This is a genomic window from Mycetocola reblochoni REB411 (assembly GCF_900163835.1).
GTDB lineage: Bacteria > Actinomycetota > Actinomycetes > Actinomycetales > Microbacteriaceae > Mycetocola_B > Mycetocola_B reblochoni.
Map to the genome: position 1 here is coordinate 112,528 of NZ_FUKR01000036.1, position 20,475 is coordinate 133,002.

21 protein-coding genes are annotated in these 20,475 nt (G+C 72.2%); 17 read left to right on the forward strand and 4 right to left on the reverse strand.

The annotated features are described in order from the left end of the window. Positions 1–121: 121 nt before the first annotated feature. The 6 genes from leuC (at position 122) to FM119_RS06485 (ending at position 6,474) form a co-directional block, all read left to right on the forward strand. Entirely contained in the window at positions 122–1,570 is a 1,449-nt protein-coding gene (leuC, locus tag FM119_RS06460; RefSeq protein ID WP_420845574.1) for a 3-isopropylmalate dehydratase large subunit, read from the forward strand. Between the two features lie 7 nt (positions 1,571–1,577). Then, a complete protein-coding gene (gene leuD, locus FM119_RS06465; RefSeq protein ID WP_087136859.1) occupies positions 1,578–2,174 on the forward strand; it encodes a 3-isopropylmalate dehydratase small subunit in 597 nt (198 codons plus the stop codon). Between the two features lie 120 nt (positions 2,175–2,294). Beyond that, positions 2,295–3,602 carry a UDP-N-acetylglucosamine 1-carboxyvinyltransferase gene (gene murA / locus FM119_RS06470; RefSeq protein ID WP_420845577.1) on the forward strand — a complete coding sequence of 436 codons (1,308 nt, stop codon included), beginning with the start codon at positions 2,295–2,297 and terminating at the stop codon, positions 3,600–3,602. Between the two features lie 2 nt (positions 3,603–3,604). Then, positions 3,605–4,360 carry a lysophospholipid acyltransferase family protein gene (locus FM119_RS06475; RefSeq protein WP_087136861.1) on the forward strand — a complete coding sequence of 252 codons (756 nt, stop codon included), beginning with the start codon at positions 3,605–3,607 and terminating at the stop codon, positions 4,358–4,360. After that, positions 4,350–5,474 carry an NAD(P)H-dependent glycerol-3-phosphate dehydrogenase gene (locus FM119_RS06480; RefSeq protein ID WP_245827324.1) on the forward strand — a complete coding sequence of 375 codons (1,125 nt, stop codon included), beginning with the start codon at positions 4,350–4,352 and terminating at the stop codon, positions 5,472–5,474. The genes FM119_RS06475 and FM119_RS06480 overlap by 11 nt, the downstream gene beginning before the upstream one ends. Continuing rightward, entirely contained in the window at positions 5,377–6,474 is a 1,098-nt protein-coding gene (locus tag FM119_RS06485) for a D-alanine--D-alanine ligase family protein (protein WP_087136863.1), read from the forward strand. The genes FM119_RS06480 and FM119_RS06485 overlap by 98 nt, the downstream gene beginning before the upstream one ends. Positions 6,475–6,522: 48 nt before the next feature. Here FM119_RS06485 and FM119_RS06490 read toward each other — a convergent pair whose 3' ends face one another. Next, positions 6,523–7,044 carry a DUF3515 family protein gene (locus FM119_RS06490; protein ID WP_087136864.1) on the reverse strand — a complete coding sequence of 174 codons (522 nt, stop codon included), beginning with the start codon at positions 7,042–7,044 and terminating at the stop codon, positions 6,523–6,525. Positions 7,045–7,068: 24 nt separating this feature from the next. Between FM119_RS06490 and thiL the strand changes: the two genes are divergently transcribed. Then, the gene (thiL, locus tag FM119_RS06495; RefSeq protein ID WP_087136865.1) at positions 7,069–8,064 is read left to right on the forward strand and encodes a thiamine-phosphate kinase; all 996 of its coding nucleotides are present in this window, start codon (positions 7,069–7,071) and stop codon (positions 8,062–8,064) included. Here thiL and rsmD read toward each other — a convergent pair. Beyond that, a complete protein-coding gene (gene rsmD, locus FM119_RS06500; RefSeq protein WP_087136866.1) occupies positions 8,061–8,633 on the reverse strand; it encodes a 16S rRNA (guanine(966)-N(2))-methyltransferase RsmD in 573 nt (190 codons plus the stop codon). The genes thiL and rsmD overlap by 4 nt on opposite strands. A 64-nt stretch (positions 8,634–8,697) precedes the next feature. On the opposite strand from rsmD, the gene FM119_RS06505 reads away from it, so the two are divergent. The 10 genes from FM119_RS06505 to FM119_RS06550 all read left to right on the forward strand — a co-directional run bounded on the left by FM119_RS06505 (position 8,698) and on the right by FM119_RS06550 (position 18,939). Next, positions 8,698–10,896: an ATP-dependent DNA helicase RecG gene (locus tag FM119_RS06505; protein WP_087136867.1), complete on the forward strand. Its 2,199-nt coding sequence runs from the start codon at positions 8,698–8,700 to the stop codon at positions 10,894–10,896. Positions 10,897–10,980: 84 nt separating this feature from the next. Beyond that, a complete protein-coding gene (gene coaD, locus FM119_RS06510) occupies positions 10,981–11,463 on the forward strand; it encodes a pantetheine-phosphate adenylyltransferase (RefSeq protein WP_087136868.1) in 483 nt (160 codons plus the stop codon). Then, a complete protein-coding gene (locus FM119_RS06515; RefSeq protein ID WP_087136869.1) occupies positions 11,460–12,485 on the forward strand; it encodes an AAA family ATPase in 1,026 nt (341 codons plus the stop codon). Before coaD ends, FM119_RS06515 begins: the two co-directional genes overlap by 4 nt. 3 nt (positions 12,486–12,488) lie before the next feature. Next, positions 12,489–13,559 carry a DUF58 domain-containing protein gene (locus FM119_RS06520; RefSeq protein ID WP_087136870.1) on the forward strand — a complete coding sequence of 357 codons (1,071 nt, stop codon included), beginning with the start codon at positions 12,489–12,491 and terminating at the stop codon, positions 13,557–13,559. After that, positions 13,556–15,841 carry a transglutaminase TgpA family protein gene (locus FM119_RS06525; RefSeq protein ID WP_087136871.1) on the forward strand — a complete coding sequence of 762 codons (2,286 nt, stop codon included), beginning with the start codon at positions 13,556–13,558 and terminating at the stop codon, positions 15,839–15,841. Before FM119_RS06520 ends, FM119_RS06525 begins: the two co-directional genes overlap by 4 nt. Positions 15,842–15,850: 9 nt before the next feature. Further along, positions 15,851–16,408: a YceD family protein gene (locus FM119_RS06530; RefSeq protein ID WP_087136872.1), complete on the forward strand. Its 558-nt coding sequence runs from the start codon at positions 15,851–15,853 to the stop codon at positions 16,406–16,408. A gap of 2 nt (positions 16,409–16,410) precedes the next feature. Then, positions 16,411–16,614, forward strand: coding sequence for a 50S ribosomal protein L32 (rpmF, locus tag FM119_RS06535; RefSeq protein ID WP_087136873.1), 204 nt, complete (start codon positions 16,411–16,413; stop codon positions 16,612–16,614). Positions 16,615–16,618: 4 nt separating this feature from the next. Then, positions 16,619–17,332, forward strand: a complete 714-nt coding sequence (gene rnc, locus FM119_RS06540) for a ribonuclease III (RefSeq protein ID WP_087136874.1) — start codon at positions 16,619–16,621, stop codon at positions 17,330–17,332. Positions 17,333–17,335: 3 nt separating this feature from the next. Next, positions 17,336–18,277, forward strand: a complete 942-nt coding sequence (gene mutM / locus FM119_RS06545; RefSeq protein ID WP_087136875.1) for a bifunctional DNA-formamidopyrimidine glycosylase/DNA-(apurinic or apyrimidinic site) lyase — start codon at positions 17,336–17,338, stop codon at positions 18,275–18,277. 158 nt (positions 18,278–18,435) lie between these two features. Then, a complete protein-coding gene (locus FM119_RS06550) occupies positions 18,436–18,939 on the forward strand; it encodes a ClbS/DfsB family four-helix bundle protein (protein ID WP_087136876.1) in 504 nt (167 codons plus the stop codon). A gap of 231 nt (positions 18,940–19,170) precedes the next feature. On the opposite strand, the gene FM119_RS06555 is transcribed toward FM119_RS06550, so the two are convergent. Both FM119_RS06555 and FM119_RS06560 read right to left on the reverse strand, forming a co-directional pair. Beyond that, the gene (locus FM119_RS06555; RefSeq protein WP_087136877.1) at positions 19,171–19,719 is read right to left on the reverse strand and encodes a GNAT family N-acetyltransferase; all 549 of its coding nucleotides are present in this window, start codon (positions 19,717–19,719) and stop codon (positions 19,171–19,173) included. Positions 19,720–19,747: 28 nt separating this feature from the next. Then, a complete protein-coding gene (locus FM119_RS06560) occupies positions 19,748–20,461 on the reverse strand; it encodes an MBL fold metallo-hydrolase (protein WP_087136878.1) in 714 nt (237 codons plus the stop codon). Between the last annotated feature and the right edge of the window lie 14 nt (positions 20,462–20,475).

The following is a 20,475-nucleotide window of genomic DNA, read 5'->3' on the forward strand; positions in this document are numbered from 1 at the left end:
TATTCTTGCTCCATGCGCGTCGGCCGGCTCCTTCTTAGCTGCCGCGGCGAGTCCTCATCCCAGGCATAACTCGTCGCGGAGTCCGCTCCTGCCTGACCGGACATCGACAGAAAGCACTTCAGTGAGCACCGACAGCACTCCCTCGATCGACACCCCCTCCGCCCCCAGGACCCTGGCAGAGAAGGTCTGGGACGACCACCTCGTCGTCAAGGGCGAGGATGGCAACCCCGACCTGATCTACATCGACCTGCACCTCGTCCACGAGGTGACGAGCCCCCAGGCCTTCGACGGCCTCCGCGTGGCGGGCCGGCCGCTGCGCCGCGTCGACCTGACCATCGCGACGGAGGATCACAACACCCCGACGATCGGCATCGACCGGCCGATCGCGGACCTCACCAGCCGCACCCAGATCAACACCCTCCGCGCGAACGCGGAGGAGTTCGGCGTCCGACTCCACTCCCTCGGCGACATCGAGCAGGGCATCGTCCACGTCGTCGGCCCCCAGCTGGGCCTGACGATGCCGGGGATCACCGTCGTCTGCGGCGACTCGCACACCTCGACGCACGGGGCCTTCGGAGCGATGGCGTTCGGCATCGGCACGAGCGAGGTCGAGCACGTCATGGCGACGCAGACCCTGCCGCTCAAGCCGTTCAAGACGATGGCGATCAACGTCGAGGGCACCCTCAGGGAGGGTGTCACCGCGAAGGACATCATCCTCGCCGTGATCGCCAAGATCGGCACGGGCGGCGGGCAGGGCTACGTGCTCGAGTACCGCGGGTCCGCGATCAGGGCGCTGAGCATGGACGGGCGCATGACCATCTGCAACATGTCCATCGAGGCGGGAGCGCGCGCCGGCATGGTCGCCCCCGACCAGACGACCTTCGACTACCTGCAGGGCCGGCCGCACGCCCCGACGGGGGCGGACTGGGACGAGGCCGTCGCGTACTGGACGACGCTCGCCACGGACGAGGGGGCGAGCTTCGACGCCGAGGTGTTCATCGACGCCGACGAGCTCGAGCCCTTCGTGACCTGGGGGACCAACCCCGGCCAGGGCGTCTCGCTGAGCGACGTCGTCCCCTCTCCCGAGCAGTTCGACGACCCCAACGAGCGGGCCGCAGCGGAGCGGGCGCTGCAGTACATGGACCTCACCGCGGGCACCCCGCTGAAGGAGGTCCCCGTCGACGCCGTGTTCATGGGTTCCTGCACGAACAGCCGCATCGAGGACCTGCGGGCCTTCGCCTCCATCATCGACGGCAAGAAGAAGGCGGACGGCGTGCGCGTCATGGTCGTCCCCGGCTCGGCAAGGGTACGGATCGAGGCCGAGGCCGAGGGGCTGGACAAGATCATCACCGACTTCGGCGCCGAGTGGCGCTTCGCCGGCTGCTCGATGTGCCTCGGGATGAACCCCGACCAGCTCGCGCCGGGGGAGCGCTGCGCCTCCACCAGCAACCGGAACTTCGAGGGCAGGCAGGGCAAGGGCGGCAGGACGCACCTCGTGTCCCCCCTTGTCGCGGCGGCGACCGCCATCCGCGGCACCCTGTCCAGCCCCTCCGACCTGAACGGGAAGTGAGTTCATCATGGAAAAGTTCACGACCGTCACCGGGATCGCCGCCCCGCTGCGTCGCTCCAACGTCGACACCGATCAGATCATCCCCGCCCAGTTCCTCAAGCGCGTCACGAAGACCGGCTTCGAGGACGCGCTGTTCTACGGCTGGCGGCAGGACCCCGACTTCATCCTCAACCAGCAGCCGTATCTGGGGGCACGGGTCCTCGTCGCCGGGCCGGACTTCGGCACGGGCTCCTCGCGCGAGCACGCCGTCTGGGCGCTGAGGGACTTCGGATTCTCGGTCGTCGTGTCGCCGCGCTTCGGCGACATCTTCCGGGGGAACTCCGGCAAGCAGGGACTGCTGACCGCGCAGGTCCCCGAGGAGGACGTGGAGCGGATCTGGCGGGCGATCGAGCAGCAGCCCGGCGTGGAGATGACCGTCGACCTGGTCGAGCGTCAGCTCAGCATCGGCGAGCTGCGTCTCGCTTTCGAGATCGACGATTACACTCGGTGGAGGCTTCTGGAGGGGCTGGACGACATCGCCCTCACCCTCCGCAACGAGGAGGCCATCACCGCGTTCGAGAGCAGGCGCGCCGCCTGGCGGCCGACCACGCTTCCGGCCCGCTGACCGCGGCACGCGGATGACCATGGCTGGGAACAGCCCACGAACGACCAGGGGAGAACAGTGAGCTCATTGATCCAGGACTCGGCCCGCGCGGGCGCGAGCGTCGGCCTCAAGGGCGACCGCATGACGATCAACGGCGGGCGGCCCCTCTCCGGCAGGATCGAGCTCAAGGGCGCCAAGAACCTCGTGACCAAGGCGATGGTCGCGGCGCTGCTCGGCGAGACCCCCAGCGTGCTGAGGGACGTCCCGGCGATCAGCGACGTCGGTGTGGTTCGCGGCCTGCTCGAGGTGCACGGCGTCAAGGTCAGCGACGGCGATGCGGAGGGCGTGCTCCACCTGGACCCGTCCAACGTGGAGAGCGCCAACTTCGTCGACATCGACGCCCACGCCGGTTCCAGCCGTATCCCGATCCTGTTCTGCGGTCCGCTGCTGCACCGTCTCGGCGAGGCGTTCATCCCCGACCTCGGCGGCTGCCGGATCGGCGACCGGCCGATCGACTACCACCTCGAGGTGCTGCGGAACTTCGGCGCCGTCGTCGAGAAGCTGCCGAGCGGCATCCGGATGTCGGCGCCCAACGGCCTGCACGGCGCCAAGGTCGCACTGCCGTACCCGAGCGTCGGCGCCACCGAGCAGGTGCTGCTCACCGCCGTCCGCGCGGACGGCATCACCGAGCTGCGCGGCGCGGCGATCGAGCCAGAGATCATGGACCTGATCAACATCCTGCAGAAAATGGGCGCCATCATCTCGGTCGACACCGACAGGGTGATCAGGATCGAGGGCGTCGACGCGCTCAGCGGCTACGACCACCGCGCCCTCTTCGACCGCAACGAGGCGGCCAGCTGGGCCGCAGCCGCGCTGGCCACCAACGGCGACATCTTCGTCGGCGGCGCGAGGCAGCCCGAGATGCTCACCTTCCTCAACGTGTACCGCAAGGTCGGCGGCGGTTTCGAGATCCACGATGACGGCATCCGCTTCTTCCACCCCGGTGGCGAGCTCAACCCCGTCATCATCGAGACCGACGTGCACCCCGGGTTCATGACCGACTGGCAGCAGCCGCTCGTGGTCGCGCTGACGAAGGCGACCGGCGTCTCGATCGTGCACGAGACGGTGTACGAGCAGCGCTTCGGCTTCGTCGACGCCCTCGTCGAGATGGGCGCGACCATCCAGGTGCACAAGGAGTGTCTCGGTGGTCAGGCCTGCCGGTTCGGCCAGCGCAACTTCAAGCACTCCGCGGTGATCTCGGGACCGAGCCGCCTGCACGGCGCCGACATCGTCGTCCCCGACCTCCGTGGCGGCTTCTCCCACCTCATCGCCGCGCTGTCGGCCGAGGGGGTGTCCCACGTGAGCAACGTCGGCATCATCAGCCGCGGCTACGAGAACTTCATCAACAAGCTCGAGCAGCTGGGGGCGGACTTCGTCCTGGAGGCCTGAGCATGTCGAGACCCCGAGAACGTTCCGAACGGGCGCAGTGGACCATCTTCTGGCCGCTGTCGTTCATCGTGCTGCCTCTGCTGCGCGTGCTGATGAAGCAGCGCATCACCGGGGCGGAGAATCTGCCGCGAACGGGGCCGTTCATCCTCGTCCCCAACCACTACTCCGAGATCGACCCGATCGTGATCGCCGCCGCCGTCTGGAAGTCGGGTCGCATCCCCCGCTTCATGGCGAAGGCCTCGCTGTTTCGCATTCCCGTGGTGGGCGCGGTGCTTCGTGCCGCCGGGCAGATCCCCGTCGAGCGCGGCGGCGCCAGCCGCGGCCACGACCCGGTCGCGATGGCGACGGAGCTGGTCCGCGCCGGAACGGGCGTCATCGTCTACCCCGAGGGAACCCTGACACGGGACCCCGAGCTCTGGCCCATGCGGGGCAAGACGGGGGCGGCGCGGCTCGCCCTCGCCCACGAGCTGCCCGTCATCCCCGTCGTGCACTGGGGAACGCAGAAGGTCATGCCCCGCTACGGAAAGAAGATCAGCCTGTTTCCGCCGAAACGCGTGGACATCCGCTTCGGCGAGCCGATCGACCTGACGCCGTTCCGGGCTGAGCCGGTCAACTCCGCCATCCTCGCGGGGGCGACGGACGAGATCATGGCACGCATCACCGCACTGCTCGCCGAGGTCAGGGGCGAGCAGGCGCCGACCGAGCGCTGGAACCCCAGCGAGCACGACCAGAGGGAGACGGGACGTTTTGACTCGTAGGATTCCGGGACGGGTCAGTGTGCTCGGGGCGGGCAGCTGGGGGACGACCTTCGGCAAGATCCTCGCCGACGGCGGCTCGCAGGTGACCATGTGGGCGCGCAGGGACGACGTCGCCACCCAGATCAGGGAGCGGCACCGCAACAGCGAGTACCTGCCCAACATCGCCCTGCCCGCCTCGATGACGGCGACGAGCGACCTGCGCCACGCCGTCTCGGGCGCCGACGTGGTCTTCGTGTCCGTTCCCTCGCAGACGCTCCGCCCGCTGCTCGCCGACGTCAAACCGCACCTGAAGACGACGACGATCGTCGTCTCCCTGATGAAGGGGGTGGAGAAGGGCACGGGCCTGCGCATGAGCCAGGTCATCGCCGAGGCGCTGGAGATCGCTCCCGAACGCATCGCGGTGGCCTCGGGACCGAACCTGGCGGTCGAGATCGCCAGGGAGCAGCCGACCGCCGCCGTGGTGTCCAGCGTCAGCCTGGAGACGGCGCAGAAGGTGGCCCGCCGGGCGAGGAACGGCTACTTCCGCAGCTTCGTCAACACGGACGTGACGGGGACCGAGTTCGGCGGCGTGCTGAAGAACCTCATCGCGGTCGCCATCGGCATCGTCGACGGCGTCGGCTACGGCGAGAACACGAAGGCCTCCATCATCACGCGCGGCCTGGTCGAGATGACGGACTTCGCGGTCGCGCACGGGGCGCAGCCGGAGACCCTGTCCGGCCTGGCCGGTCTCGGCGACCTGATCGCGACCTGCCAGTCGCCGCTGTCGCGGAACAACACCGCGGGCAGGCTGCTGGGGGAGGGCTACTCCCTCACGGCGGTGACGAAGCAGATGCAGCAGACCGCCGAGGGTCTCGCATCGGTCGCCCCGGTGTTGGAGCTGGCGAAGAAGATCGGCGTCGACATGCCGATCGTCGAGCAGGTGAGCCGGGTCGTCGCCGGCACACTCGAGCCCAGGGACATTGCACCGCACCTGACGACGGACGAGTCGGACACACCGCAGGGGGAGAGGACCCAAGATGACAGAGAAGACGACGGTCGTGGTGCTGTTCGGGGGGCGTTCAAGCGAGCACTCGATCAGTTCCGCAACGGCGGGAGGCGTCCTCGGCGCGATTGACCGCGACCGCTTCGAGGTGATCCCCGTCGGGATCACGCGCGACGGGGCGACCGTGCTCGAGCGGGACGACCCCGAGGCGTTCCGGCTCGACCCGGAGCGCATGCCGGAGGTCGTCGACAACGGCAGCAGGGTGCGCTGGCCGGAGAAGGTCGGCGACCGCCTGCTGACGGTCGTCGAGGCGGACGGGACGGAGCGCACGCTCGGACCCGTCGACGTCGTGTTCCCGATCCTGCACGGGCCGTTCGGTGAGGACGGGACCGTGCAGGGCCTCCTGGAGCTGACCGGTCTGCCCTTCGTCGGCAGCGGCGTGCTCGGCTCGGCGGTGGGCATGGACAAGCACTTCACCAAGACGCTGCTGCGCGATGCGGGCCTCGCCGTCGCCCCGTGGCGGACGGTCACCCGGCGCTCCCTCGCCCGCGACCCTCAGCAGGCGGCGCGCGCGCTCGAGGAGCTGGGACTGCCCGTGTTCGTCAAGCCGGCTCGGGCCGGGTCGAGCGTCGGCGTCAGCCGTGTCGCGTCGGCCGACCAGCTCGACGCCGCGCTCGAGACGGCCTTCGCCGAGGACTCCCGGGTGCTGATCGAGGCGGGCCTGACCGGCCGCGAGCTGGAGATCGCGGTGCTCGACGGCCGCGACGGCGCCGCACCGCGCACCTCGGTCGCCGGAGAGGTCGTCGTCAGCGGTCGGGACTTCTACGACTTCGAGGCCAAGTACCTGGGGGCAGACGGCATCACCCTGTCCTGCCCCGCCGAGGTGAGCGAGTCCGAGCTGCGGGAGTTCTCCTCGCTGGCCGTGACGGCGTTCGAGGCGCTCGACCTCAGCGGCCTCGCCCGCGTGGACGTGTTCCTCACGGCCGACGGCTTCGTCGTCAACGAGGTCAACACGATGCCTGGCTTCACCCCGATCTCGATGTTCCCCAGCTGTTGGCTGGCCTCGGGCCTGAGCTACCCGGAGCTGATCACCGAGCTCGTCGAGCTCGCGCTGGAGGGCGGCTCGCGCTGAGCGGAGCCCCTCGGGGCATCGCCGCGCGGCCCGACCGGGCCGCCGCGCTCAGGAGCCGTCGGTCTCCGTGCCGAACAGGTCCTCGGCGCCCACGCAGCCTCCGGTCGCGGGGATCTGGCCGACGGCGCTGTTGAGGTCGACGATGACGGCCGTGCTGGAGAACGGCTCCTCGCCGTCCTTCGTGTCCCCGTCGAGGTACACCTCGACCGCGGGGCTGCGACCGTAGGTGGTCAGCCGGTAGTACGGGGCCTCGCTCTCGTCGATCACCCAGTCGATGCCGTCGACGTCGACGCACCTGTCCGTGGTCGGCGCGAGCTCGGGCACGCCGCAGTGCAGCAGGATGCGGGCGTCGCCGTCGTCGCCCCAGGCCCCGGTCGCCTGCGCGTCCGTCTGGATGCGCGGGAAGCCGCTGACCGACTCGGGGAGCCGGACGGTGACCTCGGCGCAGGCCGGGTCGTTGGCCTCGGGAGCCGCGGTGAGCGTGACGGTTGGACTGCACGCGGTCAGGGCGAGGGCGCCGGCGACGGTCGCGATCGCGGTCGCGGTGCGGGCGAGGGTTCGAGCGGTCATCGACACCAGGCTACCGTTGTCGTCATGGATGCTTCCTCCTCCGCGACCGTCGACAGCGCCGGAGAGGCCGCGGTCCTCGACGCGATCCTGCGGGTCCTGCCTGAGCCGTCGGCGCAGCTGCTCGGGCCAGGCGACGATGCCGCGGTCGTGGCGCAGCCCGACGGCCGCGTCGTGGTGACCACCGATCTCATGGTGGCCGGCCCCGACTTCCGCCTGGCGTGGTCGACCGGAGGTGACCTCGGCTGGAAGGCCGCGGCGAGCAACCTCGCCGACGTGGCGGCGATGGGCGCGGTCCCCACGGCGCTCGTCGTGGGCCTCGCACTGCCGGGGGACACGGCCGTGGGGTTCGTCGAGGATCTCGCGCGCGGTCTGGCGGAGGGGTGCCGGGCGATGGCGCCCGGCTGCGGCGTCGTCGGCGGCGACCTCAGCGTCTCGGACACGCTCACGATCGCGGTGACCGCCTTCGGCGATCTCCAGGGGCGCGCGCCGGTGCGGCGCTCCGGCGCGGGTGTGGGGGACACGGTCGCCCTTGCCGGCAGGGCCGGGCGCGCGTGCGAGGGGCTCGAGCTGCTGTTCCGTGACGGCGTCGACGCCCAGGGCGTCCCCGATGCGGCCCGCGCCTCCCGGCTGCGCGCGGAGCGCCCCGAGGCGATCCTGGCGCAGCTGCGCCCCGAGCCGCCGATCGTCGCCGGTCCGGTGGCCGCCCGTGCCGGGGCGACGGCGATGATGGACGTGTCGGACGGGCTCGCCCGTGACGCGACACGGCTGGCCGCGGCGAGCCGGGTCGCGATCGAGCTCGACCCCGCGCTCCTCGGTGCCTTCGGCGGGGACATCGCGCTCGTGCTGCGCGGTGGTGAGGACCACGCGCTGCTGGCGTGCTTCCCGCCGGGCCCGCTGCCCGAGCCGTTCCTCCCGATCGGCTCCGTCGTCGACGGCCGGGGCGTCCGTGTGGACGGTCGCGCCGTCGGAGCCGACAGCGGGTGGGACCCGTATCGTGCCTGGGACGGCGGGCGCGGCTAGCTCTCGGCGCCGGGGAGGGGGCGCTCCGCCCACCACACGGTCGTCTCCCCGTAGCGGCGCTCCCTGACCAGCTCCAGGCCCTCCGGCCAGCTCGGCTCGGGGGACCGCCGGGACCGTTCGACGACGACGACGCCGTCCGCGGACAGCACCGCCGCCACGCCGCGGAGCTCCTCGGCCAGCTGCTCCTCACCGACGTCGTACGGCGGATCGATGAGGACGAGGTCGGCCTGCTCGGCCGAGCCGAGGTACGAGGCGACCGGGGCGGCGACGATCCGGGCGCGCTGCGCGCCGAGCAGCCGGTTCACGGCGGCGGCGTTCGTGCGGCATGCGGCGACGGCGGCAGGGGCGCGCTCGACGAGGACGACGCTCCGCGCCCCGCGACTGAGCGCCTCCAGCCCGAGGGCGCCGGAGCCCGCGTACAGGTCGAGGACCCGTGCGTCCTCGACCGCCCCCGCTGCGTCGAGGGCGGAGAACAGCGCCTCCCTGACCCGCTCGCTCGTGGGCCGCGTCCCGCTCTTCGGCACGGTCAGGCTGAGGGAGCGGGCCGTGCCGGCAACGATTCGGGTCACCCGTCAAGGATACGGCGGCCGGGGAGCGGTCCGGTGCGTCGGGGGTGCGGCCTAGAATCGTCGCATGGCTGCCGCGTCCCTCGACGACCGCCTGAGCTCGCTCGTCGGCGGGCGCACGGCGTCGGCCCTCGAGCGCGCCTTCGGGATGACCAGGGTGGGTGATCTGCTCGAGCACTACCCGCGTCGCTACGCCCGCAGGGGGGAGCTCACGGCGATCGGCAGCGTCCCGCTGGGGGAGCCGGTCACGCTCGTCGCCGAGGTCCTCGAGGTCCGCGAGCGGCCGATGCGCCAGCGCAGGGGGTCGCTGCTCGAGGTGAAGATCTCGGACGGCCACGGCATCCTCACCCTGACCTTCTTCAACCAGGCGTGGCGGGCGAAGGAGCTCGTCCCCGGTGCGCGCGGCATGTTCGCGGGCAAGGCCAGCGAGTACCGCGGCGCCGTGCAGCTGTCGCACCCGGACTACGAGCTGTTCAGCCCTGACGACGCCCCCGCCGTGGCGGACGGCGCCACGGGAGCGGACGCCTGGGCGATGGAGCCGATCCCGATCTACGCGGCGACGTCGACGGTCTCCAGCTGGCAGATCCAGAAGGCGGTCGGCGTGGTGCTCGACGCACTGCCCGCGCTGGACGACCCGCTTCCGGGCTCCGTCGTCGCGGGCGAGGCTCTGCTGCCGTTCCGCGATGCCCTCGAGGGGGTGCACCGACCCCTCGACGACGCGTCGTGGAAGCGCGCACGCGCCACGCTGCGCTTCCACGAGGCGTTCCTGCTGCAGCTCGGCCTCGTGCAGGCGCGCCGTCGCCAGCAGGCCCACCCCGCCCGGCCCCGGCCGCTCGTTCCCGGCGGGCTCCGCGACCGCTTCGACGGCGCGCTTGGCTTCGAGCTCACCGGCGACCAGACCGCGGTCGGCGACGAGATCGCCGGCGAGCTCGCGCGGCCCCACCCGATGAACAGGCTCGTCCAGGGAGAGGTCGGCTCGGGCAAGACCCTCGTCGCTCTCAGGGCCATGCTCCAGGTGGCGCAGGACGGCGGCCAGGCGGCGCTCCTCGCCCCGACGGAGGTCCTCGCCCATCAGCACCTCGGCTCCATCGCGCGCGCCCTCGGTCCCGACCTCTCCGCTGAGCTCGGCCCGGTGCTGCTGACGGGAAGCATGCCCGTCGCCGAGCGCAAGCGCGCTCTCCTGCGCATCGTGTCGGGGCAGGCGCGCATCGTGGTCGGCACCCACGCCCTCCTGGCCGACCGGGTCAGCTTCGCCGACCTGGGGCTCGTCGTCGTCGACGAGCAGCATCGCTTCGGCGTGGAGCAGCGCGACACGCTGAGGGCGAAGGCGGCGATGCCTCCGCACCTGCTCGTCCTCACCGCGACCCCGATCCCGCGGACCGTCGCCATGACGGTGTTCGGCGACCTCGACATCTCCACCATCCGCGAGCTGCCGCGCGGCCGTGCCGGGATCTCCACCTTCACGGTGCCGCTGGCCGAGCGGCCGGGGTGGGAGCCGCGCGTCTGGCAGCGCATCGCGGAGGAGGTCGCGGCGGGACGCCAGGCTTTCGTCGTGTGCCCCGCGATCGAGCCGGGACAGGCCGAGCACGGCCAGGGTGACGACGCCAGGGACGACACCGCGGAGGAACACACCGGTCAGGGGCCCGCCCGTCCGCCCGCGACGGTGGTGCAGACGGTCGAGGAGCTGCGGGCGAATCCGGCGACGGCGGCGTTGCGCATCGCCGCGCTGCACGGACGGATGGGCTCGGACGAGAAGGACGCGGTCATGCGGCGCTTCGCCGCGGGGGAGCTCGACGTCCTCGTCGCCACGACCGTCATCGAGGTCGGGGTCGACGTGCCCAACGCGACGGTGATGGTGGTCAGGGACGCGGACCGCTTCGGCGTCTCCCAGCTGCACCAGCTGCGCGGGCGGATCGGGCGGGGGAGGCATGCCGGGGTGTGCCTGCTCGTCACCGCGGCCGAGCCGGACACCCTCGCCAGGGAGCGGGTCGACGCGGTCGCGGCGACGACGGACGGTTTCGAGCTGGCTCGCGTCGACCTGGAGCTGCGCCGCGAGGGCGACGTGTTGGGCACCCGCCAGTCGGGGGGCCGCTCGGGGCTCCGGCTGCTCAGGGTCGCCAGTGACGGGGAGCTCATCGGCCGGGCGAGGGAGCGCGCGAGCGAGGTGCTGGACGGCGACACCGAGCTCGAGTCCCACCCGCGGCTGGCCGCGGCGCTGCAGCGCCGTCTCGACGAGTCCGACCGCGAGGCGCTGACGCGGGGCTGACCGCGCCGCGTCACGCGTCGACGGGGCACGGTCGGGCACCGTCGACACGCGCTCCCGCCGACCCCGCGCACTAGGCTGGCCGTCATGGACAGGATCGCCGTCGTGCCCGGATCGTTCGACCCCATCACCCTGGGTCACCTCGACGTCATCGAGCGCGCGACGCGCCTCTACGACACCGTGCACGTGCTGGTGGTGCACAACCCCCGCAAGTCGCCGCTGCTCGGCGTCGAGGAGCGCGTGCGGCTGGTCGAGCGGTCGCTCGCCGAGCGCGGGGTGGACGCCGGCGTCGTCGTCGCGTCCTGGAGCGAGGGGCTCCTCGTCGACTACGTGCGCCAGGTCGGCGCGCAGGTGCTCATCAAGGGCATCCGATCCCAGGTCGACGTCGTCTACGAGACGCCGATGGCGCTGGTGAACCGCGACCTCGCGGGGGTCGAGACGGTGTTCCTGCTGCCCGACCCGGCACACGCCGTCGTGTCGAGCTCGCTCGTGCGGCAGGTCTCCGCGCTCGGCGGGGACATCGGACCCTACGTGACGGTCGCCGTCAGGGACGCGCTGGAGGGACGATGAGCGCGGAACGGGGCGACGCGCACGACGACAGGACCGCGCCGGTCGAGGCCGCAGAGGCGGCGGCCGCCGTGACCGGTCTGGACGACGACACCGCCAGACGGATCGTCGGCGAGGTCGTGTCCCGTGTGGGCACGGTCGTCGACGGCAAGGACGACGTCATCACCCTCGCCGCCGTCGTCCTCCTCGCCGAGGGGCATCTGCTCGTCGAGGACGTGCCCGGTGTCGGCAAGACGGTCCTCGCCCGCGCGTTCGCGAAGGCGATCGGCGGTCGGGTCAGCCGGATCCAGTTCACCCCCGACCTGCTGCCGAGCGACGTGACCGGTGTCACCACCTACCACCGCGACACGTCCCGGTTCGAGTTCGTCCCCGGGCCGGTGTTCGCGAACATCGTCATCGGCGACGAGATCAACCGCGCCTCGCCGAAGACCCAGTCCGCCCTGCTGGAGTGCATGGCGGAGCGGCAGGTCACCGTCGACGGCACCTCCCACCCGCTGCCGCGGCCGTTCACCGTCTTCGCCACGCAGAACCCGATCGAGATGGAGGGGACGTTCCCCCTGCCCGAGGCGCAGCGCGACCGCTTCATGGCGCGCGTGTCGATGGGCTACCCCGACGTGGACTCGGAGGCCGCCCTCGTCGCGGCCAGGGCGAGGCGGAACCCGCTCGACGCGCTCGAGCCGGTCACCGATGCGCGCCAGTTCGCGCTCGTCGTCGCGCGCGTGCACGAGGTGTTCGTCGCCGATGCGGTCACGCGCTACGCCGTCGACCTCGTCAGGGCGACGAGGGAGCACCCCGAGGTCAGGGTCGGCGCGAGCCCGCGCGCGACGCTGCACCTCGTCCACGCCGCACGGGCACTCGCGTTCGTGTCCGGCCGGGGCTTCGTCGTCCCTGAGGACGTCATCGGGCTCGCGGACGCCGTGCTGGCGCATCGGCTGGTCCTCGCCGACAGGGGAGCTGACGAGCGGGAGGCGCTGCGCATCGTCGCGGAATGCCGTGCGTCGGTCCCCGTCCCCCGGGGGCGCTGAGTCGTGGGCGTCGGCGCGCCCGCACGGGGACGCCGCTGGCGGCTGACGGGGCGCGGCTGGACGCTGCTCGTCGCCGGCGCGGGGCTGCTCGGTGCGTGGGCCGTCACGCACCGGGCGGAGCTGCTGTTCCTCGGCGCGCTCGCCGTGCTCCTTCCCGTGGCCGGGGTGCTGTTCACCCTCAGGCCCGCATCGGGGGCTGAGCCCTCGCGCCGGCTGAACACCCGGCACGGCGCCCCGTTCGTCGGCGTCGAGGCCCTGCTCGTCCATCCCGACGACGGGGCCGACTGGTTCGACACCTTCCCCGAGGAGTGGGTCGTCGACCGTGTCGGCGACCGGGTCAGCGCGCTGCCCGTGCACAGGGGCGTCGTCGTCCTGGGGCCCGTCGTCAGGGTCGACGTCGACCCCTTCGGGACGGTCGGCGTGCGCAGCGAGCACGGCAGGTCGACGGAGTTCGTCGTCTGGCCCGAGGTGATCCCCGGCGCCCGCGTGCCCTCCGCGCGGTTCCACTCCGAGCCGGGTCGCCGGTTCCGCGCCGGCAGCGGGCAGGACGAGGTCGGCGTGCGCGAGTACCGCGCGGGAGACCCGCTGCGCCAGGTGCACTGGAAGCAGACGGCCCACAGGGACGAGCTCATGGTGCGGGAGACGAACGCCGAGCAGCGCGTGCGCCTCCGGCTGTTCCTCGTCGTCCCGGCGGCGACGGCGGACAGGGAGGCCGAGGAGGCGGTCGCGCTGGTGGCGAGCGTCGCCGACGAGTCGCTCGCGTCAGGGGTCGACGTCGAGATCCACCTCGGTACGGCGGTGCCGACGTTCTCGGCCGCGGAGCGCTCGGGGATGCTCACGGCGCTGGCCCGTCTGGACGTCCGCGCGGGGATCATGCCGACGGCCAGGCTGCGGGCCGACGACGTGTGCGTGACGACGGCGGACCCCGACGGCTTGCCCGGCGCGGGTGTGACGGTGCTCGCCGTCGCTCACGCCGATGCCGCCGTGCGTGTCGAGCACGTCGCGGGGGGCAACGTGATCGTGACCGGCCCCGACGCCGACAGCGTCGTCGACGCGCTGGGGACGACCCCGTGAGCGTCGCCGGCCCCCGTCCCGACCGCACGCGTGCTCGCCGCGGCGGTACACGTGCCCGTCGCGGCGGTACCGGCGCCGGCACCGACCTCGGCCGGACGACGCTCCTGGCCGCCACGCTCATCCTGCCGCTCGGCGGTCTGGCGCCCCTGCTCCGGCAGGGGGAGGGGCTCGCAGGGGCGGCAGCGACGACGCTGATGATCCTGACCACGGGCTGGCTGCTGCGCCGGCTCGGCCTCACGGTGGCGAGGTCGATCGTCCTCCTCATCGTTCTCGTCACGGCCTCGGGTGCCGTTCTCACCGTCGGCTGGGCCGCGGCGCACGGGATCCCACCCGGGGACGCGGTGTCCGCGCTCGGCGAGGACGCGGTCGCGACGATCGTGTCGCAGAGCTACCCCGTCCGCCCGGGCGCCGGGCTCGCCGCGCTGCTCGTGGCCGGGTCCGCCCTGGTCGCGGTGGTCGGCGAACTGCTCGTCGTCGGCGCGCGGATCCCCGCCGCGGTGGCGCTGCTCCAGATCGCCCTTCTGCTGCCGGGGATCCTCATCACAGGGGTGACCCCCTGGCCCTGGGTCCTGTCCAGCGCTCTCGCGCTGCTGCTGCTCCTCGCCGCCGCCGGCGATGGGCGACCGGAGGGGGAGCGCACGCGCTCGCGGACGTCCCCCGGCCGGCTGCTGGCCACCCTCGGAGCGGCGACGGCGCTCGTCCTCGTCGCGGGCGCGCTCACCTCCGTGCTCCCCGGCTCTCGGTCCGGCACGCCCCTGGCCGGGCAGGGAGGGGGCAGCGCGGTGAGCCCGCTCATCGTGCTCGGGCAGGACCTGCGTCGCGGGGACGCGGTCGAGCTGCTCGAGATGCGTTCGACGGCGGAACAGCTGCCGTATCTGTGGACGGCGGTGCTCGACGAGGCGACGCCCACCGGCTGGAGGGAGGGCTCCGACGGTCGCCGCACGGACGCGGACTCGCCCGTGCAGAACCCCGTGCCGGGGCTCGCCGCCGGTACGCCGTCGACGCCCGTCGAGACGGAGGTGAGGATCACCGGGCTCCGGGGTGCCGCGCTGCCGGTGCCCTACCCGGCCGTCGCGGTCAGTCCGGCGCAGGAGGGCTGGACGTGGGACGCGGACGCCCTCACGCTCGGCGCCGGTGCCGGAGGGGTGCAGGAGGGCGCCTACGCGGTCCGGTCGCTCGACGTCGATGCCGCCGGAGCCGGTCAGGGGGCAGGCAGCACCGAGCTGGCTCCCGACGACGAGAGCAGGGCGGTCCCGGAGGACGTCCCTCCCGCCGTCGTCGAGGCGGCACGCTCCGCGGTCGGTGACGCCGACGGTGCCCTCGAGGTCGGGCGGGCGCTGCAGGACTTCTTCCGGTCGGGCGACTTCAGCTACTCCGAGTCGGCGCCCGTCGCGGAGGGCTACGACGGCGACAGCGCCCGGATGATCGAGGCGTTCCTCGCCGCGCGCAGCGGCTACTGCGTCCACTACGCCTCGGCGATGGCCCTGATGGCCAGGCTCGAGGGCGTGCCCGCGCGCATCGCCGTCGGCTTCCTCCCCGGCAGCGAGGGGCGCGAGAGCGAAGACGGTTGGAGGGTGGTGACCTCGCACGACGCGCACGCCTGGCCGGAGCTCTACGTCGACGGGGTCGGCTGGACCCCGTTCGAGCCGACCCCGTCGACCGGGTCGAGCCCCGTCGCCGAACCGAGCACCGCCGCGACGCCGGGGGCGGCGGAGGAGACGCCGAGCGCCGCCCCGAGCGCATCGGCCGCGCCGTCGTCCACCCCTGCGGAGTCCGCCTCAGCGCGGCCGGAGGACGGTGTTCCGGGGACCGAGGGGGCCGCGGTCGACCCGGTCGCCATCCCCGTCGCGCTGCTCGCGGTCGTCGCCGCGCTCGTCGTCGTCGCGCCCGCATCGCTCCGACTGCTCCAGCGCCACCGCCGGAGACGCCGGGGCGGAGCGGGGCCGGCGTGGGCCGAGCTGGAGGCCGTCGCGGTCGACCTGGGTCTTCCCGTCGGGGTATCCGACACGCACTCCGTCCTCGCCGAGAGGTGGGATTCCGGACCGGCCGGGCCCGCACACGCGGTCGCCGTCGCGGCCGACGCGGAGGCGTTCGCCCCGCGCGCCGGTGGCCGGCGCTCGGCCGATGCCGATGCCGAGGTCTGGGCCCTCGCGGCGGAGGCGTCGCGCGCCCTCCGCCGGCGGGCCTCCCTCGGTGCCGTGCTCCGTGCCCGCGTGCTGCCCTCCTCGCTGTTTCGCCGAGGGCGCACGCGCCGGGCCGGCGATGTCGCCCCTCCGTCGTAGGATGGGGGGATGAGTACTCGCGCCCACCCCTTCCGCATCCAGGTCAGGGACATCGTCCACCGCCCGGGCGAGATGCGCCAGGTCCACACGAGCATCCCCCTCCCCGAGACCTGGGGCGAGGGACTGCTCACCGTCCGCGCCGGATCCGAGCTCGACGAGGACCTGCGTCTCGAGTCCGTCCACGAGGGGATCCTCGTGTCGGGTACCGCCGAGGCCACCGCGGTCGGTGTGTGCGGTCGCTGCCTCCGCGACATCGAGCAGAGTGTCGAAGTCGAGATTCAGGAACTTTTCGCGTATCGTAAGGACGAATCATTTGAGTATGAGGTTCACGACGACCACGTGGATCTTGAACCCGTGCTCAGGGATGCGGTGGTGCTTTCACTGCCGTTCCAGCCGATTTGTTCGGAGGACTGCCCCGGTCTCGACCCCGAGACCGGTGAGCGTCTGACGAGCCAGCCGGCATCTGATTCCCGTCAGGCCATCGATCCGCGGTGGGCAGCCCTCACGGGATTCACCACGGACATCAGCACGGACGACTCCGGTGCTGGAGACAGAGAAGAGAGATAGACATGGCTGTTCCCAAGAGGAAGAAGTCCCGTGCCAACACCCACGCGCGTCGTTCGCAGTGGAAGGCTGAGGTTCCCGCGCTGGTGAAGACCGTCGAGAACGGCAAGACCACCTACAGCCTCCCGCACCGTGCGAAGGTCGTCGAGGACTCGGCCGGCACGCCGCTGTTCCTGGAGTACAAGGGCCGCAAGGTCGCGGACGTCTAAGTCCGTGGCGAACCGAACTCCGCCGCGCAACGCGGCATCGGATGTTTCGGCGCTTACCGAGAAGCTCGGGGTCTTCATCGACCCCGAGCTTCTCGACGTTGCGCTGACCCACCGTTCCTACGCCTACGAGCACGGCGGCATCACCCATAACGAGCGGCTCGAGTTCCTCGGCGACTCGGTGCTCGGGCTTGCCGTGACGATCACGCTCTTCCGGGAGAATCCGGACCTCTCCGAGGGCGAGCTCGCCAAGCGCCGCGCCGCGGTGGTGTCGACGGTCGCCCTGGCCGAGGTCGCCAGGCAGATCGGGCTGGGGCCGTTCATCCGGCTCGGCCGCGGCGAGGTCCTCACCGGCGGCAACGACAAGTCGTCGATCCTCGCGGACACTGTCGAGGCGATCATCGGCGCCACCTATCTGGCCGCCGGCCAGCAGGCTGCGACGGCGCTCGTTCTCCGTTTGCTTCGGCCGCTGCTCGAGGACCCGGAGCGCTTCGGCGCCGCGATGGACCCGAAGACGAGCCTGCAGGAGGCACTGGCCGGGACGGGTGCGCCCGCGCCGGAGTACACCATCCTGGCGAGCGGGCCCGACCATCAGCGTGTCTTCGACGCGACGGTGCGTGCCGGCGATGTGGTCACGGGGACCGGATCCGGCACGAGCAAGAAGACGGCAGAGATGGCGGCGGCGCTCGACGCCTGGACGCAGCTGACCGGGCGCGACTGAGCGGTGCCGGAGCTTCCCGAGGTTGAGGTGGTCAGGCACGGGCTTGAGCCCGCGGTGACCGGAGCCAGGGTGCTCTCCGTCGACGTCCTCGACCCGCGCGCGCTCAAACGCCACGGCGGCGATGCCGACAACTTCGAGCGCTGGCTGACCGGCCGGACGCTGTCGTCCGCCGTGCGCAGGGGCAAGTTCCTCTGGTTCCCGCTCGCCGCCGGGGCCGTGACGGAGCGCGACGATGCGGGCGGACCCGCCCCGGAGCCGCAGGCGCTCGTGGCGCACCTGGGCATGAGCGGCCAGATGCTGCTGCGCGAGCCGGGGATGGTGGACCGCTTGACGCGCATCGCGGTCCTGCTCGATTCGCCCGGGCACGGCGAGGTGCAGCTGAACTTCGTCGACCAGCGCCTGTTCGGCTCGCTCGCCCGCGACGTGCTGCTCCCGACCGGGGACGGCGCCCCCGGCGGCTGGGCGGGACGTCGACGCGAGGATGCGGCCGTGATCCCGTCGCAGGTGGCGCACATCGCCAGGGACGCGCTCGACCCCGCGCTGGACATGCCGGCGCTCGTCGCGACGATCGGGCGCAAGGCCAGTGCGATCAAGCGCGTGCTGCTCGACCAGACGGTCGTCAGCGGTATCGGCAACATCTACGCCGACGAGGCGCTCTGGGCGGCGCGCATCCACGGCGAGACGCCCGCGTCGCGCCTCGACCCCGCCACGGTGGAGGGCCTGCTCGAGGCGGTCAGGTCCGTGCTCCGTCGGGCGCTGGCCGAGGGCGGGACGAGCTTCGACGCCCAGTACGTCAATGTGAACGGGGCGTCGGGGTACTTCGCGCACTCGCTGAACGCCTATGGCCAGGCGGGCAGACCGTGTCCGCGTTGCGGGGAGCCGATCGTGCGGGAGAGCTTCATGAACCGGGGCTCGCACTTCTGCCCGCGCTGCCAGCGCGCGTAGTCTGTGTCGCCACGGGCTCAGGTCGTCGTGTTGTGCGGGCGCGGGCACACTCAGGCCGAGGTGTGCTCAGCCGGGAAATCCAGGCTGCTTCGTAGAATGGAACCGAAGATCCCATGCCGGGGATGTGCACCCGGAACCGCGGAGAACCGAGGCGGAGAATGGCTGTCCCTGCAACGAAGGACGACCTCCTCGCTGCCATCGAGAAGACCTTCGCGCAGCTGGAAGACGATCTCGATCGGGTGCCCACTGACGCGGCACGACAGCGTGTGCTGGACGGCCACGTGAAAGATACGCTGATGAGCCCCGCAGATCTGGTGGCCTACCTTGTTGGGTGGAACCAGCAGGTTCTTGTCTGGCATCGACGCCGAGAGCACGGGCTTCCGGACGAGTTTCCTGCTGTAGGGGTCACATGGAACGAGCTCGGTCTCCTGGCTCAGCGCTACTACGCCGAGCACGCGGAGGACTCGTGGCCCGCCCTGCGACGACAGCTGCGCGAAGCCAAGGACGAGATCGTCGCTGTGGTGGACGGGTACTCGGACGCGGAGCTCTACGGCTCACCCTGGTACGGAAAGTGGACCATGGGTCGGATGATCTCGTTCAACACCTCGTCCCCGTATGCCAATGCGCGCCGTCGTCTCCGTTCCTGGCTCCGGCGCGGATGAGCTGATCTCACCGGATCTCGAGGGCATATTGTGAGCGCCGCGCACTCGTCGAACCCCGACGGCCGGGCGGGGAGGCCGTGTCCACGCTGCAGCGCCCCGATCGTGCGGGGGAGCGTCTTGAACCGGAGCTCGCACTTCTACCCGCCCGCTGGCGGCAGCCGCCCTGACGGCGGGCGAAGCGCTTCCGGGGTGCCGGGGCGCCGTCGCTGCGCCGACGGGCAACCGGCGGCCTCACCCCGGCGCGCTGTCGCTGCCGCTCGGCTCATCGATGACGAGTCGGCGTCCGAGGACGCGCACGTCGTCGGGCCCGTACCCGAGCCGATCGTAGAACGTCACGGCGGAGACATTGTCCCCGCGCACCATGAGCTGGACCTTGGGGCAGCCCATCGCGGCGAGGCGTCGTTCGGCCTCCGCGACGAGTGCTCGCCCGATCCCGGCCCCGCGGTGCGAAGCGGCGGTCGCCAGGTAGTACAGCCAGCCGCGGTGGCCGTCGTAACCGGCCATGACGCTCCCGACGATGCGTGCGGCGGGGGCGTCCGCGGCGTCGGCGCTCTCGGCATCATGCGTGTCGGTGTCGGTGTCGGTGCCGTCCGTGCCGTCGCGGCTCTCGTCGACCGCGACGAGCAGGAGGCCGGACGGGGAGGCCGACGACCGCACGATGTCGGCGTACGGGTCGTTCCACGGGCGGGTCAGCCCGCTCCGCGTCCAGAGCTCGACGACGGCGTCGTGGTCGCCGTCGCGGGCGTCGCGGATCGTCACGTGGGGGTGGGGCGAGGTCATGGACTGACGCTAGCGGACGGCGGCGCGCTCAGGCATTCGCCGCACGCACGGCGGCGACGGCAGCGGCTGACCCGCGATCCCACGGGGCACCGTGACCGGGGAGAACCCAGCGCGCCCCGGTCGCGGCGACGGCGTCGAGGGAGGCCGCGGCTTCGGAGGGATCGTCGGTGAAGGGCGCCGGGCGCGGTCCCGTCGCACCCGTGAGGACGTCCCGAGTGGTCAGGCCGTCGCCGACGAACACGGCGTCGACCTCGGCCGAATGCACGGCGACGCTGCCGGGCGAGTGGCCGGGCAGCCCGATGATGCGGGGCGACCCGGGCAACGCGAGGGTGTCGCCGTCGTGGAGGGGCAGTGTCTCGTGGATCCAGCGGGGTCGGAGGCCGCCCTTCCCCGCGGTGTAGGCGAGGAATCCCGCGGTGGCGCCGAGGCGCATCCGCTGTCGGGCGCTCCGCGGCTTCGGACCCCCGGCGGCGCGGGAAGCGTCTGCGGGGTGCAGGTACACGGCGACGCCGTACTCGCGGTGCAGGCGGTCGGCGACGCCGATGTGGTCGGAGTCGCCGTGGGTGAGGATCAGTCCGCGCACCTCGGCGGGGGTCCGCCCGATCGCCGCGAGCTCGGCGATCAGTTCCGACCAGTGGCCGGGCAGGCCGGCGTCGATGACGGTGACACCGTCGGGTGTGCTGATCAGGTAGGCGGCAACGATGTCGTTGCCGATGCGGTGGAGTGAGGGGGCGAGACGCATGATGGCTACGATAG

Excerpts from the sequence above, each read along its gene's own strand:
- coaD (WP_087136868.1), top strand. The coding sequence starts at position 10,981 with ATGGACAGGATCGCCGTCGTGCCCGGATCGTTCGACCCCATCACCCTG.
- FM119_RS06555 (WP_087136877.1), bottom strand. The coding sequence starts at position 19,719 with ATGACCTCGCCCCACCCCCACGTGACGATCCGCGACGCCCGCGACGGC.
- leuD (WP_087136859.1), top strand. The coding sequence starts at position 1,578 with ATGGAAAAGTTCACGACCGTCACCGGGATCGCCGCCCCGCTGCGTCGC.
- FM119_RS06475 (WP_087136861.1), top strand. The coding sequence starts at position 3,605 with ATGTCGAGACCCCGAGAACGTTCCGAACGGGCGCAGTGGACCATCTTC.
- FM119_RS06530 (WP_087136872.1), top strand. The coding sequence starts at position 15,851 with ATGAGTACTCGCGCCCACCCCTTCCGCATCCAGGTCAGGGACATCGTC.
- murA (WP_420845577.1), top strand. The coding sequence starts at position 2,295 with ATGACGATCAACGGCGGGCGGCCCCTCTCCGGCAGGATCGAGCTCAAG.
- FM119_RS06505 (WP_087136867.1), top strand. The coding sequence starts at position 8,698 with ATGGCTGCCGCGTCCCTCGACGACCGCCTGAGCTCGCTCGTCGGCGGG.
- FM119_RS06485 (WP_087136863.1), top strand. The coding sequence starts at position 5,377 with ATGACAGAGAAGACGACGGTCGTGGTGCTGTTCGGGGGGCGTTCAAGC.
- rpmF (WP_087136873.1), top strand. The coding sequence starts at position 16,411 with ATGGCTGTTCCCAAGAGGAAGAAGTCCCGTGCCAACACCCACGCGCGT.
- FM119_RS06560 (WP_087136878.1), bottom strand. The coding sequence starts at position 20,461 with ATGCGTCTCGCCCCCTCACTCCACCGCATCGGCAACGACATCGTTGCC.
- FM119_RS06550 (WP_087136876.1), top strand. The coding sequence starts at position 18,436 with ATGGCTGTCCCTGCAACGAAGGACGACCTCCTCGCTGCCATCGAGAAG.
- thiL (WP_087136865.1), top strand. The coding sequence starts at position 7,069 with ATGGATGCTTCCTCCTCCGCGACCGTCGACAGCGCCGGAGAGGCCGCG.
- FM119_RS06490 (WP_087136864.1), bottom strand. The coding sequence starts at position 7,044 with ATGACCGCTCGAACCCTCGCCCGCACCGCGACCGCGATCGCGACCGTC.
- FM119_RS06515 (WP_087136869.1), top strand. The coding sequence starts at position 11,460 with ATGAGCGCGGAACGGGGCGACGCGCACGACGACAGGACCGCGCCGGTC.